This is a genomic window from Kitasatospora sp. NPDC004240 (assembly GCF_053603215.1).
This window is the reverse complement of record NZ_JBSGFD010000068.1, coordinates 14,252-29,213: the sequence shown is the minus strand read 5'-3', so window position 1 is coordinate 29,213 and position 14,962 is coordinate 14,252. Positions and strand designations below refer to the sequence as shown.

General features: G+C 74.9%; 11 protein-coding genes. 10 read left to right on the top strand and 1 reads right to left on the bottom strand.

Annotation, left to right across the window (positions count from 1 at the left end):
• Positions 1-211 precede the first annotated feature (211 nt).
• The 7 genes from ACWEQL_RS20055 (at position 212) to ACWEQL_RS20025 (ending at position 7,516) form a co-directional block, all read left to right on the top strand.
• Positions 212-1,087, top strand: a complete 876-nt coding sequence (locus ACWEQL_RS20055; RefSeq protein WP_452151610.1) for an AAA family ATPase — start codon at positions 212-214, stop codon at positions 1,085-1,087.
• A gap of 121 nt (positions 1,088-1,208) precedes the next feature.
• The gene (locus ACWEQL_RS20050) at positions 1,209-1,991 is read left to right on the top strand and encodes a thioesterase II family protein (RefSeq protein WP_452151609.1); all 783 of its coding nucleotides are present in this window, start codon (positions 1,209-1,211) and stop codon (positions 1,989-1,991) included.
• Positions 1,992-2,168: 177 nt separating this feature from the next.
• Positions 2,169-2,768, top strand: coding sequence for a superoxide dismutase (locus ACWEQL_RS20045; protein ID WP_452151608.1), 600 nt, complete (start codon positions 2,169-2,171; stop codon positions 2,766-2,768).
• A 213-nt stretch (positions 2,769-2,981) separates the two neighbouring features.
• Entirely contained in the window at positions 2,982-3,389 is a 408-nt protein-coding gene (locus ACWEQL_RS20040; RefSeq protein ID WP_452151607.1) for a RidA family protein, read from the top strand.
• Between the two features lie 797 nt (positions 3,390-4,186).
• Positions 4,187-5,281 (top strand): sugar ABC transporter substrate-binding protein, encoded by a 1,095-nt coding sequence (locus tag ACWEQL_RS20035; protein WP_452151606.1) that lies wholly within the window; start codon positions 4,187-4,189, stop codon positions 5,279-5,281.
• Between the two features lie 178 nt (positions 5,282-5,459).
• Complete coding sequence (locus tag ACWEQL_RS20030; RefSeq protein ID WP_452151605.1) at positions 5,460-6,248, top strand: ATP-binding cassette domain-containing protein; 789 nt, start codon at positions 5,460-5,462, stop codon at positions 6,246-6,248.
• A complete protein-coding gene (locus ACWEQL_RS20025; RefSeq protein WP_452151604.1) occupies positions 6,245-7,516 on the top strand; it encodes a sugar ABC transporter permease in 1,272 nt (423 codons plus the stop codon). Before ACWEQL_RS20030 ends, ACWEQL_RS20025 begins: the two co-directional genes overlap by 4 nt.
• A gap of 458 nt (positions 7,517-7,974) precedes the next feature.
• On the opposite strand, the gene ACWEQL_RS20020 is transcribed toward ACWEQL_RS20025, so the two are convergent.
• Positions 7,975-8,535 carry a hypothetical protein gene (locus tag ACWEQL_RS20020; protein WP_452151603.1) on the bottom strand — a complete coding sequence of 187 codons (561 nt, stop codon included), beginning with the start codon at positions 8,533-8,535 and terminating at the stop codon, positions 7,975-7,977.
• A 263-nt stretch (positions 8,536-8,798) separates the two neighbouring features.
• Between ACWEQL_RS20020 and ACWEQL_RS20015 the strand changes: the two genes are divergently transcribed.
• The 3 genes from ACWEQL_RS20015 to ACWEQL_RS20005 all read left to right on the top strand — a co-directional run bounded on the left by ACWEQL_RS20015 (position 8,799) and on the right by ACWEQL_RS20005 (position 14,743).
• Complete coding sequence (locus tag ACWEQL_RS20015; protein WP_452151602.1) at positions 8,799-9,452, top strand: hypothetical protein; 654 nt, start codon at positions 8,799-8,801, stop codon at positions 9,450-9,452.
• Positions 9,453-9,582: 130 nt separating this feature from the next.
• Positions 9,583-10,758, top strand: a complete 1,176-nt coding sequence (locus ACWEQL_RS20010; protein WP_452151601.1) for an FHA domain-containing protein — start codon at positions 9,583-9,585, stop codon at positions 10,756-10,758.
• A 121-nt stretch (positions 10,759-10,879) separates the two neighbouring features.
• On the top strand, positions 10,880-14,743 hold the full coding sequence (locus ACWEQL_RS20005) for a hypothetical protein (RefSeq protein ID WP_452151600.1): 3,864 nt from the start codon (positions 10,880-10,882) through the stop codon (positions 14,741-14,743).
• Positions 14,744-14,962 lie beyond the last annotated feature (219 nt).

The window sequence follows — 14,962 nt, the reverse complement described above, 5'->3', positions numbered from 1 at the left end:
GGATCGTCAGCTTACCGGTGTGCCGGGGCGGCCGGGAAGGGGCGGCCCCACCGGACGTGGACCCGTGGTCCGGCCGCGCGGGAACCGGGCGCCGGGGCGCACAGCGGCCCGCCGGTCTCCGGTTGCTAGGGTGCCGCGTCGGGCGAAGAGTGAGCGAGTGAGTGGCATGGACAGGTCGACCGGGTCGGATGGCCGGATCGCGACCCCATCGGTGGAGGTAGACGCGGCGCCGCCGCCACCGATGGGGCCGCACGGGGTGCTCGACCTGCGCGGCCGGGCCGGCGCGCCGTTCACCCTCCGCTACCCGGCCGACGCCGTGGTCGTCGTCTCCGGACTGCCCGGCAGCGGCAAGAGCACCCTGCTGCACCGCTGGACCGGCCGCGCCGGCGGGTCCGCAGCCCCGGCCGTCCCCACCGTCGACCCGCGCGCCGTCCACGAGGCCTGCGCGGCCGTCATGCCCGCCCGCCTTCCGTACGCCGTCTACCGCCCGTGGGCACGCCTCGAACACGCCCGGCTGCTGTACCGCTCGCTGCGTCGGGGCGGGCCGCTGCTGATCCACGACTGCGGCAGCCGTCGCTGGCTGCGCCGGCTGATCGCGGCCGCTGCCGCCCGGCAGGGCCGTGAGCTGCACCTGGTCCTGCTGGACGTCGGCGCCGCCACCGCCCTCGCCGGCCAGCACGCCCGCGGCCGCTGGGCCTCCGGCCGGTCCTTCGCCCGCCACCGCCGAGGCCTCGACCGGCTGCTCGCCGAGTTCGACGGTCACTGGCCCGACGGTCACGGGCCCGACGGTCACGGGCCCGACGGTCACGGGCCCGACGGTCACGGGCCCGACGGTCACGGGCCCGACGGTCACGGACCCGGCGGTGGACCTGACGACCACGGGTCGGAGCGCGACGCGGCCCGCCACCGGCGCCGGGGGGCGGTCCGCCGTCCCGTCCCGGAGGCGGCCTCGGTGCTGCTCCTGGACCGGGCCTCCCGCTCCCGCGTGGCGGCCGCCGAGTTCGCCGCGGCCCCGGCCTCCCGGGACGCGGGTCCCGCCGTCATCGGGCCGGCCGTGACCGGACCGTCCGTCACCGGCCGCTCCTGAAACGGGTTCTCCGGAGGCGGGCTCTCCGGCGGGGCCCCTGGGGCGCGTGACACCGGGCGGGGCGACGGGCGAAGCTGACGGGGCAACGATCCGACCGAGGCCGACCGAGGACACGCCCCAGATGACCGACACCATGACCACCGCCAGCCGCTGGTACCGCCGCTTCCACCCGTTCGACACCGCGCCCGCCCGGCTGGTCTGCTTCCCGCACGCCGGTGGTGCGGCCGGCTACTACCACCCGCTGTCCGCCGCGCTCGCCCCGTACGCCGACGTGCTGGTCGCCCAGTACCCCGGGCGACAGGATCGTTTCACCGACCCGCTGATCCCCTCCATCGACGGCCTGGCCGACCACCTGTTCCGCGAGCTGCGCCCGTTCGCCGACCGGCCGCTGACCTTCTTCGGGCACAGCATGGGCGCCGTGCTCGCCTTCGAGGTGGCCCGCCGCTTCGAGCGCGCCGGTACCGCCGGGCCCGTGCGGCTCTTCCTCTCCGGGCGCCGCGCCCCCGCCCTGCACCGGGACGAGCCGCTCGCCCACCTGCTGCCGGACGACGAGCTGTTCGCCACCCTCACCGAACTCGGCGGCACCGACGCCCAGCTGATCGCCGATCCCGAGCTGCGGGCGCTGATCCTGCCGTCGCTGCGCAGCGACTACACGGCGATCGAGACCTACCGGGCCGAGCCGGGGGCCGTCGTGTCGGCGCCGATCACCGGGCTCAGCGGCGACGCCGATCCCCGGGTGAGCCCGGCCGAGGTGGCGCAGTGGGCCCGGCACACCACGGCCGGCTGCGAGCTGGAGGTCTTCCCCGGCGGCCACTTCTACCTCGTCGAGCAGGCCCCCGCGGTGGCCGCCCTGCTCGTCGCCCACTTCACCGGCGGACCCGCCGTCACCCGTTCGGAGGCATGAGCGAAGGGTCCGTCAGTCCGCCCGTCGGCCCGCCCCGGCGGCCTGTTCCGGCACTCTTCGCGATCTTTCCCCGGTCCGGGGAATGAACCATCACATGCCATGGGTTCTCTCTTGCAACTGATACGCAATAGTGTGTGTCCGGCACGATCGTCATGATGTGAAAGGGGCCGTGTCCCGATGGGCACCTACTCGCTTCCCGACCTTCCGTACGACTACTCCGCCCTGGAGCGGGCGATGTCGGCGGAGATCCTGGAGCTGCACCACTCCAAGCACCACGCCGCCTACGTCAAGGGCGCGAACGACACCCTGGAGCAGCTGGCCGAGGCCCGCGACAAGGAACAGTTCGGCGGCCTGGTGGGCCTGCAGAAGACGCTGGCCTTCCACCTGTCCGGCCACGTCCTGCACTCGCTGTTCTGGGAGAACCTGTCCCCCGAGGGCGGCGACCGCCCCGAGGGCGCCCTCGCCGACGCCATCACGGAGCACTTCGGCTCCTTCGAGGCGTTCAAGAAGCAGCTCACCACCGCCACCACCGGCGTCCAGGGCTCCGGCTGGGGCATCCTCTCCTGGGAGCCGCTCGGGCAGCGCCTGATCGTCGAGCAGGTCTACGACCACCACGGCAACGTCGGCCAGGGCACCACCCCGCTGCTGGCCTTCGACGCCTGGGAGCACGCGTACTACCTGCAGTACCGCAACGTCCGCCCGGACTACGTCACCAAGCTCTGGGACGTCGTCAACTGGCAGGACGTCTCGGCCCGCTTCGCCGCCGCGAAGGGCTGACGGCCTGCCAGGTCCTCTCCTCCGGCCTCCGCCCGACGGGCGTCGGGGGAGGGGACCGGGCCGGTCTCGGTCCGGGGTCTCGCGGGTTCCGTGGGGCCCCGTGGGACTTCGAGGGCTTCGGGGCTTCGTGGGCGGACGGATATTCGGCGGCATGCCGGAGCCCGGTCTGCCAGGATGAGCCGGTTCCGCGTCCAGGCCCAGAGGGGGACCACCATGGCCCGTGCCGTCACACTGATCCGCTCCGCCACGCTGTCCGACGTCGCCGAGTACGCCTACGCGGCGAGCGCGCCGGCCGAGGCCCGGCTGATCTTCCTCGCGGGGGCCTGCCCGCTGAACGAGGACGGCTCCACGGCGGCGGTCGGCGACTACGCGGGCCAGGCCGCGAAGGCGGTGGAGAACCTGCGGACCGCGCTGGCCGACGCCGGCGCGACGCTGGAGGACGTCATCAGCACCCGCGTCCTGGTCGCCACCACCCGCCAGCCGGACCTGGTGACCGCCTGGGAGGTGGTCCGGGACGCCTTCGGCGCCCACGACGTGCCGAGCACCCTGATGGGGGTCACGGTGCTCGGGTACGACGACCAGCTGGTGGAGCTGGAGGCGGTCGCCGCCGTCCTCGACTGAGACGTACGCGGCACCGGGACCCATCGGACCCCCGGCGGCTCACCCCGGTGCGCCGCGGTGGACCGGTGGGTCCCGGCGCGTTCCCGCGTTCCCGCGTTCCCACGGTCTCGCGGGCGGTGGGCGGTCACGCTCCGTGGTGCCGTGCATCCGGCCCGCCGTGGCCCCCTGATCCCGCCGTGGCCCCCTGAACCCCCGGGGCGGGTTGCCGAACGATGACCGGAGCGCGGCCGGGGCCTTCACGGAGCGACCTCCCGGAAGCCCCCGCGCCCGCGGATGATCACCCGTGTCCTAGTCGTTACCCGTGTCCTAGTTGTTATAGGTGGCCGGATACCGACGCCTCCGGAGCGGTTCCCGGGGCTCGGGCGGCATCGGGTGCCCCGACATGAACAAACGTAACCAATCAGGATGCGACGTTCAGGGGTGTTGGATCCTGAGGTCCGTCGACCGTCGCCGGAGGCCGTGGGGCGGCCTGCGCCGCCCAATTCGCCCTCTGTGTAGGGGTATCTCGCGTGTGCGGTGCGTCATGTGAGCGGCCGTCAATGAGGTCGCCATTGATTGGCCCGCCTTTGTTCAAACTCTTGAACGCTCTCCTTCTCGGTGGTTCGCGGCATCCTCACACTTCGGATCGAGGATCTGCTGGCTACGCGCGTCTCAAGGATGTGAGGCTTCACGAAAGTGACGAAAAGGTAAGGAACGATCCCGCTTTGGTTTTACTTCTTGACGACAACCTCTGCCGACGGTTTAACTCCTCCCACCTCGCCGCAGAGCTGCGGCAACATCAGGGAGGCACCCCCCACATGAACGCAATGATGCGTCGCGCGGTCATCGGCACCGCCGCGGTCTCGATGGCCCTGTCCATGGCGGCCTGCGGCAAGGCCGGCGCCGACAAGAAGGAGTCCGCGGGCGGCGGCGACACCAAGTCGATCGGCCTGCTGCTGCCGGAGAACGCGTCGTCCACCCGCTACGAGTCCTTCGACCGCCCGTTCATCGAGGCCAAGGTCAAGGCGCTCTGCCCGGACTGCAAGGTTCAGTACAGCAACGCCGAGGGCAGCGCGGCCAAGCAGAAGCAGCAGTTCGACACCCTGATCGCCCAGGGCGTCAAGGTGATCATCCTGGACGCCTTCGACGCCAAGGCCACCCAGTCCTGGGTGAAGGAGGCCGCCGACAAGGGCGTCAAGGTCGTCGCGTACGACCGCCTCGCCACCGGCCCGGTCTCCGCGTACGTCTCCTTCGACAACCAGAAGGTCGGCGAGCTCCAGGGCCAGGCCCTGATCGAGGCACTGGGCGCCAAGGCCACCGAGTCCAACATCATCATGATCAACGGTGACGAGGCCGACCCGAACGCCGCCCAGTTCAAGGCCGGTGCCCACAAGGCCCTGGACGGCAAGGTCAAGAAGGTCATCTACGAGCAGTCCGGCGAGTGGAAGCCGACCGTGGCCGGCCAGAAGACCGGTGCCGCGATCACCCAGTTCGGCAAGGACGGCTTCCAGGCCGTCTACTCCGCCAACGACGGCATGGCCGGCGCGATCATCACCCAGCTCAAGGCCGCGGGCATCACCGTCCCGGTCGGCGGCCAGGACGCGGGCCTCGACGCCATCCAGCGCATCGTCGCCGGCGACCAGTCCTACACCATCTACAAGGCCTACAAGCCGCTCGCCGACAGCGCCGCGGAGATCGCCGTCGGCCTGCTCCAGGGCAAGGACGTCAAGACGGTCGCCACCGCGAGCGTCGACAGCGCCAGCGACAAGGGCATCCCGGCCAAGCTGCTGGAGCCCAAGGTCGTCACCAAGGCGAACATCACCGACACCGTGATCGCCGACGGCCTCTACAAGGCCGCCGACATCTGCACCGCGGACTACGCCGCGGCCTGCGGCACCGCCGGCATCAAGTAGCCGACGGAACGCGGTCGGTGCCGCCCCTCGCGGTACCGACCGTGCGGCGGAACCCCTTCGCGCGGTGCCCGTCGGAGGGGGGCGCCCGCCGGACGGGGACGTCCCCGCCCCACCGGGGACGTCCCCTCCGTCCGCCCGCCCCTCGCCCCACCCCCCTCGTTCTCACCCCCTACAGGAGATGGTTCACGTGACAGGCGCACCCGTACTGGCGCTGCGCGGGGTCTCCAAGCGCTTCGGCGCCGTCCAGGCGCTGACCGACGTCGACCTCGACGTCCACGCCGGTGAAGTGGTCGCCCTCGTCGGCGACAACGGCGCCGGGAAGTCCACGCTGGTCAAGACGATCGCCGGCGTCCACCCCATCGACGAGGGCAGCATCGCCTGGGAGGGCCGCGAGGTCCGGGTCGGACGCCCGCAGGACGCCCAGGCCCTCGGCGTCGCCACCGTCTACCAGGACCTCGCGCTCTGCGACAACCTCGACGTGGTCGCCAACCTGTTCCTCGGCCGCGAGCTGCGCCGCTTCGGCGCCCTCGACGAGGTCGCCATGGAGCGACGCGCCAAGGAACTGCTCGACACCCTCTCCATCCGCATCCCGAGCGTGCGGATCCCGATCGCCGCGCTCTCCGGCGGCCAGCGCCAGGTCGTCGCGATCGCCCGCGCCCTGGTCGGCGACCCGCGGATCGTCATCCTCGACGAGCCGACCGCCGCCCTCGGCGTCGAGCAGACCGCCCAGGTCCTCGACCTCGTCGAGCGACTGCGCGAGCGCGGCCTCGGCGTCATCCTGATCAGCCACAACATGGCGGACGTCAAGGCGGTCGCCGACACCGTCGCCGTCCTGCGCCTGGGCCGCAACAACGGCGTCTTCGACGTCGCCGGCACCTCGCACGAGGAGATCATCTCCGCCATCACCGGCGCCACCGACAACGCCGTCACCCGGCGCCAGGCACGCATCGCGGAGGAAGCGAAGTGAGCACGAGCCAGACCACCCCCACCACGAACCCCGGGCCCGCCGCCCCGGCGGTCGACCCCCGGCTGCTGGTCCGCAAGGACGGCGTCGGCGGCTACGTCGAGGAGTTCCGCCGCAAGATCCGCAGCGGTGAACTCGGCTCGCTGCCCGTCGTCCTCGGCCTGATCCTGATCGCGGTGATCTTCCAGAGCGTCACCGGCCACTTCCTCCAGGCGGACAACCTCACCAACATCACCAAGTGGATCGCGGGCCCCGGCCTGATCGCGGTCGGTGTGGTGTTCGTCCTGCTGCTCGGCGAGATCGACCTCTCGCTCGGCTCCCTCGCCGGCGTCTGCGCGGCCATCACCTCCGTCCTCGCGGTCCGCCAGGGCGTCTCGGAGTGGCTGGCGATCCTGATAGGCATCGCCGCGGCCGTCGCCATGGGCGCCCTGCACGGCTTCTTCTTCGCCAAGATCGGTGTGCCCGCCTTCGTGGTCACCCTGGCCGGCATGCTCGCCTGGAGCGGCCTGCAGGACTTCGTGCTCGGCAAGCTCGGCACCATCAACAACCTCAACGACGGTGTCGTCGCCAGCCTCGACACCTACTTCCTCGGCGACGGCGACATCTCCTTCGCCTGGATCCTCGCCGTCGTGGCCACCGGCGGCTTCTTCGCCGCGCAGCTGCTGGACTCCCGCCGCCGCACCGCCGCCGGCCTGCCGGCCCGTGCCATGGGTGAGATCGCGCTGCGCACCGGTGTCCTCGGCGTGATCGCCTTCGCCGGCGCCTACACCCTCAACCAGGACAGCGGCCTGCCGCTGCCGCTGGTGATCCTGCTCGGCGTGGTCGTCCTCACCGACTTCGTGCTGCGCCGCACCTCCTACGGCCGGCAGATCTTCGCCGTCGGCGGCAACATCGAGGCGGCCCGCCGGGCCGGCATCAACGTCGCCTGGGTCCGGATCTCGGTCTTCATGATCTCGGCCGGTCTGGCCGGACTCGGCGGCCTGTTCATCGCCTCCCAGCAGGGCTCCGCGGACAAGCTGCTCGGCAGCGGCAACGTCCTGATGAGCGCCATCGCGGCGGCCGTCATCGGCGGCACCAGCCTCTTCGGCGGCCGCGGCAAGACCTGGTCGGCGCTGCTCGGCATCCTGGTCATCCAGTCGATCACCACCGGACTGGACATGGTGCACGCCGCCCAGGCCATCCAGTACATGATCACCGGCGCGGTGCTGCTCGCCGCGGTGGTCCTGGACTCGGTCTCCCGGCGCACCCAGAAGTCCTCGGGCCGGGGCTGACCACCCGACCCGCCGGACCCCGACGGCGCCGCCCTGACCAGGGCGGCGCCGTCGGGCGTTCCCGTGCCCGCTCCGTCGGACCGGTCCGCCGGTGGCGCGCGGGTTCTGGCCGGTCACCCGGCGGCCGTCCTCCCCGGCCGGGAACGCCACCACGTCCGCGATGTCCCAGGGCGCCGCCGGGGGCGTGGCAGCCGGGTGATCACGTGATGCGGCCGGGTGAAACCGGGCATGCGGCCCGTCCGGCCGGGCACGGACTCCTCCGACCGCCCCGGCCCGCGTACGGAGGACCCGATGACCGTGATGTTCATGCTGATCGCCCCGCTGGTCGCCGCCGTCCTGCTGGGCACCCGCCGCGCCGCCAGGCCCGGCGGCCGTCACCGCCGCCGCTGACCGGCCCCTTCTGAACCCGCCCCACTGAACCTGCCCCGCTGACCGGCCACCCACCGGGCACGCCGGCGTCACGGGCGGCGCACGAGCACCTCGCCCGGCACCGGACCGGCGGCGATCGCGACCACGAGGGTGACCAGCCGGCCCAGGTCGCGGAACCCCTCGATCGGGTGGCCGCCGACCAGCGCGGTCAGCCCGCGCAGGCCCAGCGAGCCCACCGTCAGGGTGAAGAACCCGGGCAGCAGCAGGATCAGCCGCGGCGGCCGACGCGGCCCCCGGGAGACCAGGGTGGCGGCGTCGATCTCCACCGGCCGCCGCTCGGCGGACGCCAGGCCCACCCGGCCGGCCCCCGGGTCCGTCAGCAGCGGCTTCAGAGCGGCGACCTGGTCCAGCCGGAAGACCTCGGGGAAGGCCCGGACGGCCACCGTGCTGCTGCGTCCGTGCGAGTCGACGGTCACCACGGCGCCGTCCGGCACCACCAGCAGCCCGGCGCGGCCGCCCGGCGCGCCGGCCGCCGCGACCACCGAGCGCTCCACCTCCTCCGCGCCCTCGCCGCTGGTGCGCAGCAGCATCCGGGTCAGCCGCTCCAGGAACCCGGTCAGCACCTCGTGCGGGTTCGGTGCGTCGTCCATCCGGGCGCCCTCCCTGATCGGCCGTCACGACGGCGTCCGGCCCGGACGGTCCCGGCCGGACGGACCCTCGGCCTTCCCGCGCCGGCGCCGTAGGGGCCGGCCGGGCTGCGCCGTCCGGGGCCCGATTTCACCCGGACGGCGGGCGGCCGTACGGGTGTACGGACGCCCGCCCGCCGGTCCGGGCTGTCGGACGGCTGTGCGAGGCTTGCCCGGACATCGGGAACGGTGCGTCGCAGGACGCGCGAACGGACGGGGGAGCACGGATGAGCAGGGCACACGGACGGCCGGAGGACCTCGAACGGCCCGAGCGGCTCTGGGCACGGGCCGTCACCATGGCCGTCGTCGAACGGGCCGGCTCCGCGGACGGCGACTACGCCCTCGACGAGGACGGGCTGTGGTGCCACGCCACCGGCGCGGGCGGCTGGTGGCGGCTGACCCTGCTCGACGGCGGGCGCGCGGTGTTCTGCGGGCAGGACCCCGACGGCAGTCACACCCACGACGGTGACGAGCAGATCGACTTCCTGGCCGGCGGCCCGGCCTGGCTGCCCTGGGAACAGCTGAAGGACGATGCCTCGGGCAACCTCCTCGGCTTCGTCTACTGGTGGGAGGACGGCGCCTGGCACCGCATCGACTACCGGGACGCGATACCCGGGGACGGCCTGCTGATGGCCGCGCCCTGGGTCGCCTCGCAGGACGAGTTCCTGTCGCTCGCCGCCGAGCCCTGCGACCTGCGCTCCGGGTACGACCGCTTCGAGGCGGCCGCGGCCCGCTTCGCCGAGCTGGCCGAGAGCCGGGCCGTCGACGAGGCCGCGCTGGCCGAGCTGCTGGCCTGGGACCGCGTCGAGGGCGAGCCCGAGCCCGGCCACGACGCCGCCCTGGCGCTCGCGGTGAGCGCGGGCGTCACCGTACGTCGGTAGCCGGTAGCCGGTGGGCGGTGGGCGGTGGGCGGTGGGCGGTGGGCGGTCCGGGGTGGCCGAATGCCGGGCCGCGCCGTGCCGCCACGCCCTAAACTGCTGACGCCACGTCATCGCATCGCGGGAGTCCGGGGTGGAACGGAACCTGGCCGGGGCGGCCGATCTCGCCGACTACGTCGTCGACCTCTCCAACGTCGTCCGCAACACCTCGCTCGGCCTGCCCGGGGCCCGGTCGCTGCGCCGGCTCGACCGGGTGCTCAGGGCGCTGGTCGCGGCGACCGGCGACCCCGGGGTGACGGCCTACCTGGTGGCGGACCGCAGCCTGCTGGGCGGGGCACGGGAGTTCCCCGATCCGCAGGAGGTCCGGCGGCTGCGCCGCTGGGTGGCCGAGGGACTGGTCGAGGAGGTGGACGAGGCCGACGAACGGGTGCTGGAGATCGCCGGCATGACCGGTACCCGGGTGGTCAGCGGCGACCGCTTCGAGGCCCACCGGCAGGAGCACCCGTGGGTGCAGGGCAACACCTGGCAGTTCCTGCGGCCCGAGCGCACGGCCGGGCGCACGCCGGAGGGCGGCGTCCGCCTGGTGCCGGTCGACATGGGGTACCGCAGCGAGGCCGAGATCTCCCGGATGGTCGAGCTGTCCGCGCTCAAGAAGCAGGGGCTGCTGGGCCTCGGCCGCACCCCCATCGCCGAGGTCCTCGACCGTTCCTGGGCCTGCCCCGAGCGGCGCTGCTCGCTCTACGAGGGCCGGGGCGGGCACGTCCTGCTGCCCCGGATGCGCAGCGGGGTGCCGACCTGCGAGCTGCACGGCCTGCCACTGCGCGACAGCGGGCGGCGCGCCGGCACCGCCCAGCTCAAGGTCGTCCTCGACGGCGTCTGCGTCGGCCGCTACACCCTCGACGAGGGCACCGAGACCCACCTGGGCCGCAGTCCCGGCCCCGGCGGGATCGTGGTGCACCCGGCGCTGGCGGCCGACCGGGCCGGGCGGATCAGCCGCCGGCACCTGAGCGTCGCGGTGCGGGACGGGGTGCTGACGGTCCGGGACGCCAGTACCTACGGCAGCCGGATCCGCCGCTCCGGGCGGCACGGGGTGGCCGGTGAGTGGCGCGCGCTGGACCGGGCGGCGGGCACCGGGTTCCGGCCGGGCGACGAGGTCGAGCTCGCGCCCGGGGTGGTGGTCACCCGCAGCGGCCGGCACTTCCCGGCGGAGCTGTCGCGGGCCTGGCGCGCCGACCCGCGCCGTACGACGCCGCCCGGCCACGAGGGCGCGACCACGTTCCTCCAGGTCCGCCGCGACGACCAGCCCTGAGGCGGGGCGACGCCGGGTCCGTCGGCTCCCGGCGGCGGGCAGGCGCCCGGTGGCCACCGCGTGTGACGGACTGTCGGACCCGCCTGGTGGAATGATCCCGATCGAACGACGGGGGAGCACCATGAACGATGTCCAGATCCAGCGCGCCCGGCAGGCGGCCGAGCGGCGGCTGAGCGATGTGCTGACCGTGCTGCTGCCCGGACACGACGACGAACTGATCGAGGAACTGCGTACCGACCTCGGGCCCGGCTGGCCCCGGCTCCCGGTCGCCCTACCCCTCCGGCCCGTCACGCCCGTCGGCGCCCCGGCGTCCGAGGGCGATGCCGCCGACGCCCGGGGCGCCGCGGGGGAGGGGAGCCCGCAGGACGCGCCGGCCGCCGCCGAGGCCGTACGGGCCGCGCTGACCGGCCGCCGCCGCACCGCCCTCGGCGAGCTCGTCGACGCCGCCCGCCGGGCCGGCGCGCTGGACGCCGCGCTCGCCCTCGACCTGCTGGAGCACGCCGCCCCGGCCCGGCTGCTGCCCGGCCTGCTCGCGGACGCCGACGACCCCGACGGGCTGGTCCCCGCCCGGCTCCGCGCCCTGACCGGACGCCACCTCGCCGCCGACCCCGCCCGCTGGGCGGCCGTCCGGGACACGCTCGGCGCCCACCGGGGCACCCTGTCCGAGCTGTTCGCCGCCGTCGCCCCCGAGCCCGCCCCGCGTCCGCGCGCCACCCCGCGACGGGCCACCGCCACGGCGCCCGCCGCCCCGCCCGCGAGCGGCAACCCGCCGCGCACCACCTGGACCGCCCTGGCTCTCCTGCTCGCCCACGCCGACCCCGCCGACACCGGCGCCGTCCTCGAGCGGCTGCCCGACCCCGATCTCCACCGCCTGCTCGGCAGCGGCAGCCTGCCGCCCGCCGGCCTGGTCGACGCGGTCACCGACCACGGCGGGCCCCTCGCCCGCACCGCCCTGGCTGGCCACCCGCTGGCCGACGCCCGGCTGCTCAAGCGCCTCGTCGCCGCCGACGACCCCACGGTCAACGCGACCGCCTACCACCACCCGAGGGCCACCCCCTCGCTGCGCCGCTCGATAGCCGCCGGCACCCCGCAGACCCCGGGCCGCACCGAGCCGGTCCCGCTCGACCTCCCGACGCTGCTCGGTACGGGCGAGGGCCGGGCCGCAGCCGCCTCCGGAGCGGGAGCCGCTTCCGAGACGGGAGCCGGTGACCACGCCCCCGCCGCCGACCTCCCGGCGCCCAAACTGCGACCGCTGCTCGCCTCCGGCGACCCGATGCTCGTCGCCGCCGCCCTCACCCTCGCGCCCCGCCGCATCGTGGTCCGCTGGGCGCTGCTCGACGTCTGGCGGCACCGGGGCCCGGAGGCCGTCCGCCCCCTGCTGGACGATCCCGCCCTGCACGGGACCGTCCCGCGGACGATGGCCCGCGAGATCACCGCCGCCCTCGACGACCCGGCCGGCGCGGCCCGGCTGCTGGCCACCGGGGAGCCCTACGACGACCCGGACGCCCTGGTCGGCCGGCTGCACCGCCACCGCAGCACCGACACCATCACCACCCTGCTCAACGAGCCCTACGCGCACGACTTCCCGACCCTGATGGCCGGTCACCTGGCCGCCCCCTACATGCCGGCCGCCGCGGCCGAACTGCTGCGCCACGAGGACGCCACCGACGAGGACCGCCGGGTCCTGCGCACCACCGTGCTCAACGACCTCTGGCGCGGTCCCGGGCCGATCGCCGGCAGGACCACCGACCCCGCCGAGCGCCTCGCCACCGAGTCGCTCGGCCACGGTGCCGAGGAATGGGCCCTGGAGTGCGTGCGCGCGGGCCTGCTCGACCCCGGACTGCTGCTGGACACCGCCCACCCGGCCGCCCCCGCGCTCACCTGCCTGCGCGGGCTGGTCGTCGCGGGCGAGCTCCCGGCCCCGGTCGCCACCCGGCTGACCGGCCTCTCCCGCGCCCACCTCGGCTCCCGCGCCGCCTGGGCCGAACTCCTCGCCGCCCTCGGCGAGTTCCCCGGCACGCTCACCGAGCTGCTGGAGCGCTCCGGGGCCGCCGCGCCGGCCGACCCGCCGCCGACCGTGCTGCCCGCACCCGAGGAGCCCGCCGAGCCGCACGTGCCGCGGCTCTTCCCGTACGGCCGGGACCGGTGTGCCGCGCTGGCCGCGATCGACCTGCTGATCACCCTGGACGCCGACTCTCCCTCGGCCACGGACCTGCCCTCGGCCGCGGTGCCGCCCGTGCCGGACGACCCCGCCGTGCTCGCCTTCCTGGCCCGCACCGCGGTCGCCGACCGGCCGGGCCCGATGCCGCGCTGGCTGGTCGACGCCTGGCCGGCGGCCGGGGTGGAGGACCCCGACCTCCACTTCGGCGGCGGCGAGTCCGACGCCACCTACCTGGCCGGCATCATGGACGAGGCCGCCCTGTTCGAGGCCTTCCCCGCGCTGCTGCTGGCCCTCGCACCGCACGACTGGCAGAACACCGCCCTCCTCGCCGCCGCCGGAACCGCCCTCACCCGGCGGCTGGAGCGCGAGCTCGGCGCCGACGCCGGGGCCTGGCTGCGCCTGCTCGGCTTCCTGCACGCCCAGCCGGCCGACACCCGGCTGACCTGGTCCGCCCTGCTCGACGGCGCCCGGACCGCGCCCGACGGCGACCCCGCCGAACTCGCCCGCGCGGCCGACGCCGCCCTCGCCGCGGACCTCGACCAGCACCGCGTCCTGCCCTGGCTGCCAGCCCTGGCCCTGGCGCACGCCGGCCCCGACGCCCTCGCCGCCGTGCTCCCCGCGGTCGGCGCGAGCCTGCCGCGGGTGATCGCCCGCCAGCTGCGCAAGCTGGACAACCGTCCGCCGGGCGCCGTGGCCCACCTGGCCCGCACCGGAGGCGCGGCCACCGTCACCGAGCTGGCCCGGTTCACCCATCCCCCGCTGCCGGAGGAGGCGGTCCGCCTGGTGCTGGAGCGCGCGGACCCGGCGGCCGTCGCCGCTCTGCTGGCCCAGCACCCCGACGCCGCCGTCCAGCTGCGCGCGGCGGCCGCACCCGTGCCCGGTCTCGTCGACCATCTGTCCGGGGTGAGCGCCGACCGGCTGGTCGGCGGCATCATGTCCCCCCGGATCGCGATGATCGAGGAGGCCATGAAGCGGACCAAGCCCTACGTCGGGCTGCCCGAGCAACTGCTCGGCGCGCTCAACCTGGCCCGGCTCGGCGGCCGCGAGGGTCTGAGGCAGTGCCTCGACAGCGGGGACCTCGGCCCGTCCGCCGCCTCCTCCGTCAGGCGCGCGCTCCGCTCCGCCGACCCGGTCGCCACCCTGGAGGAACGGACGGCCAAGGAGTTCACCACCGCCCGGCTGGTCAAACGGCTGCGCGACCTGAACACCTGGGAGGGACGGACACTGGAGCGCTACCGGGCCCTGCCGTACGCCTTCGACTGGGACGTGCTGGAGGCCGAGCACGCCCGGCAGCCGTTCGCGGTCTGGTCCCAGCTGATCGACCACCCGGCGACACCCGAGGAGGTCGCGCTGCGCCACCGCGCGGTGCTGCGCGCCCCGGACGTCATCCGCTGGTGGGACACGCCCGCGCTGTTCGCCGCCCGTACCGCCCAGGGCGTCGGCCGACTGGACGACGGCCCGCTCGCCGTGGTCCTCGACGAGGCGCTGCGGCGCGGCCTGCTGACCGGCCGCGACCTGATCCACAGGGCGGTCCCGGGCGCCCGGGTCCTGCGCTACCTCTCGGGCGCCCTGGCCCGCGAGGACAGCCCCTGGGAGCCGGTCGCCGACGCGGCCGACGCGCTGGCCGAGCTGGTGCGGGCGGCCGACCCGGCCGACTGGGGCCGGCTCTACGCGGGGCTGACCGGGCAGCTGGCGGGGTGGAAGGACGGGGTCACCGTCGCCCGGCTGCTCGACGCAGCGGCCGGCGGGCAGGCGGACGGGCGGGCCGGCGATCGGGCCGAGGAACCGTCGGCCCCGGCGTGGGGGTACCGGACCGGAGCCTGAGCGCACCTCGCGACGGCGCCCGGCCGGTGGCCGAAGGGGGTCCCGCCGGTGCCACCCGGTGGGGCGCCCGTGCCCCGCCGGGCCTCGGGCGCGGACGCTTTTGCGCGGCGCGATCACCGCAGGCTAGATTGCCGCGTTTGTGATCACCGGATCGGCTGACGATAGGTCAGCCGGTCCCGGTGGTCGCGGTGTCCACGGCCGGAGCGGCCCGGACACCGA

Bases quoted from the DNA above. Each gene is read 5' to 3' on its own strand.
- ACWEQL_RS20050 (WP_452151609.1), top strand. From the start codon at position 1,209: ATGACCGACACCATGACCACCGCCAGCCGCTGGTACCGCCGCTTCCAC.
- ACWEQL_RS20045 (WP_452151608.1), top strand. From the start codon at position 2,169: ATGGGCACCTACTCGCTTCCCGACCTTCCGTACGACTACTCCGCCCTG.
- ACWEQL_RS20040 (WP_452151607.1), top strand. From the start codon at position 2,982: ATGGCCCGTGCCGTCACACTGATCCGCTCCGCCACGCTGTCCGACGTC.
- ACWEQL_RS20035 (WP_452151606.1), top strand. From the start codon at position 4,187: ATGAACGCAATGATGCGTCGCGCGGTCATCGGCACCGCCGCGGTCTCG.
- ACWEQL_RS20030 (WP_452151605.1), top strand. From the start codon at position 5,460: ATGGTTCACGTGACAGGCGCACCCGTACTGGCGCTGCGCGGGGTCTCC.
- ACWEQL_RS20020 (WP_452151603.1), bottom strand. From the start codon at position 8,535: ATGGACGACGCACCGAACCCGCACGAGGTGCTGACCGGGTTCCTGGAG.
- ACWEQL_RS20015 (WP_452151602.1), top strand. From the start codon at position 8,799: ATGAGCAGGGCACACGGACGGCCGGAGGACCTCGAACGGCCCGAGCGG.
- ACWEQL_RS20005 (WP_452151600.1), top strand. From the start codon at position 10,880: ATGAACGATGTCCAGATCCAGCGCGCCCGGCAGGCGGCCGAGCGGCGG.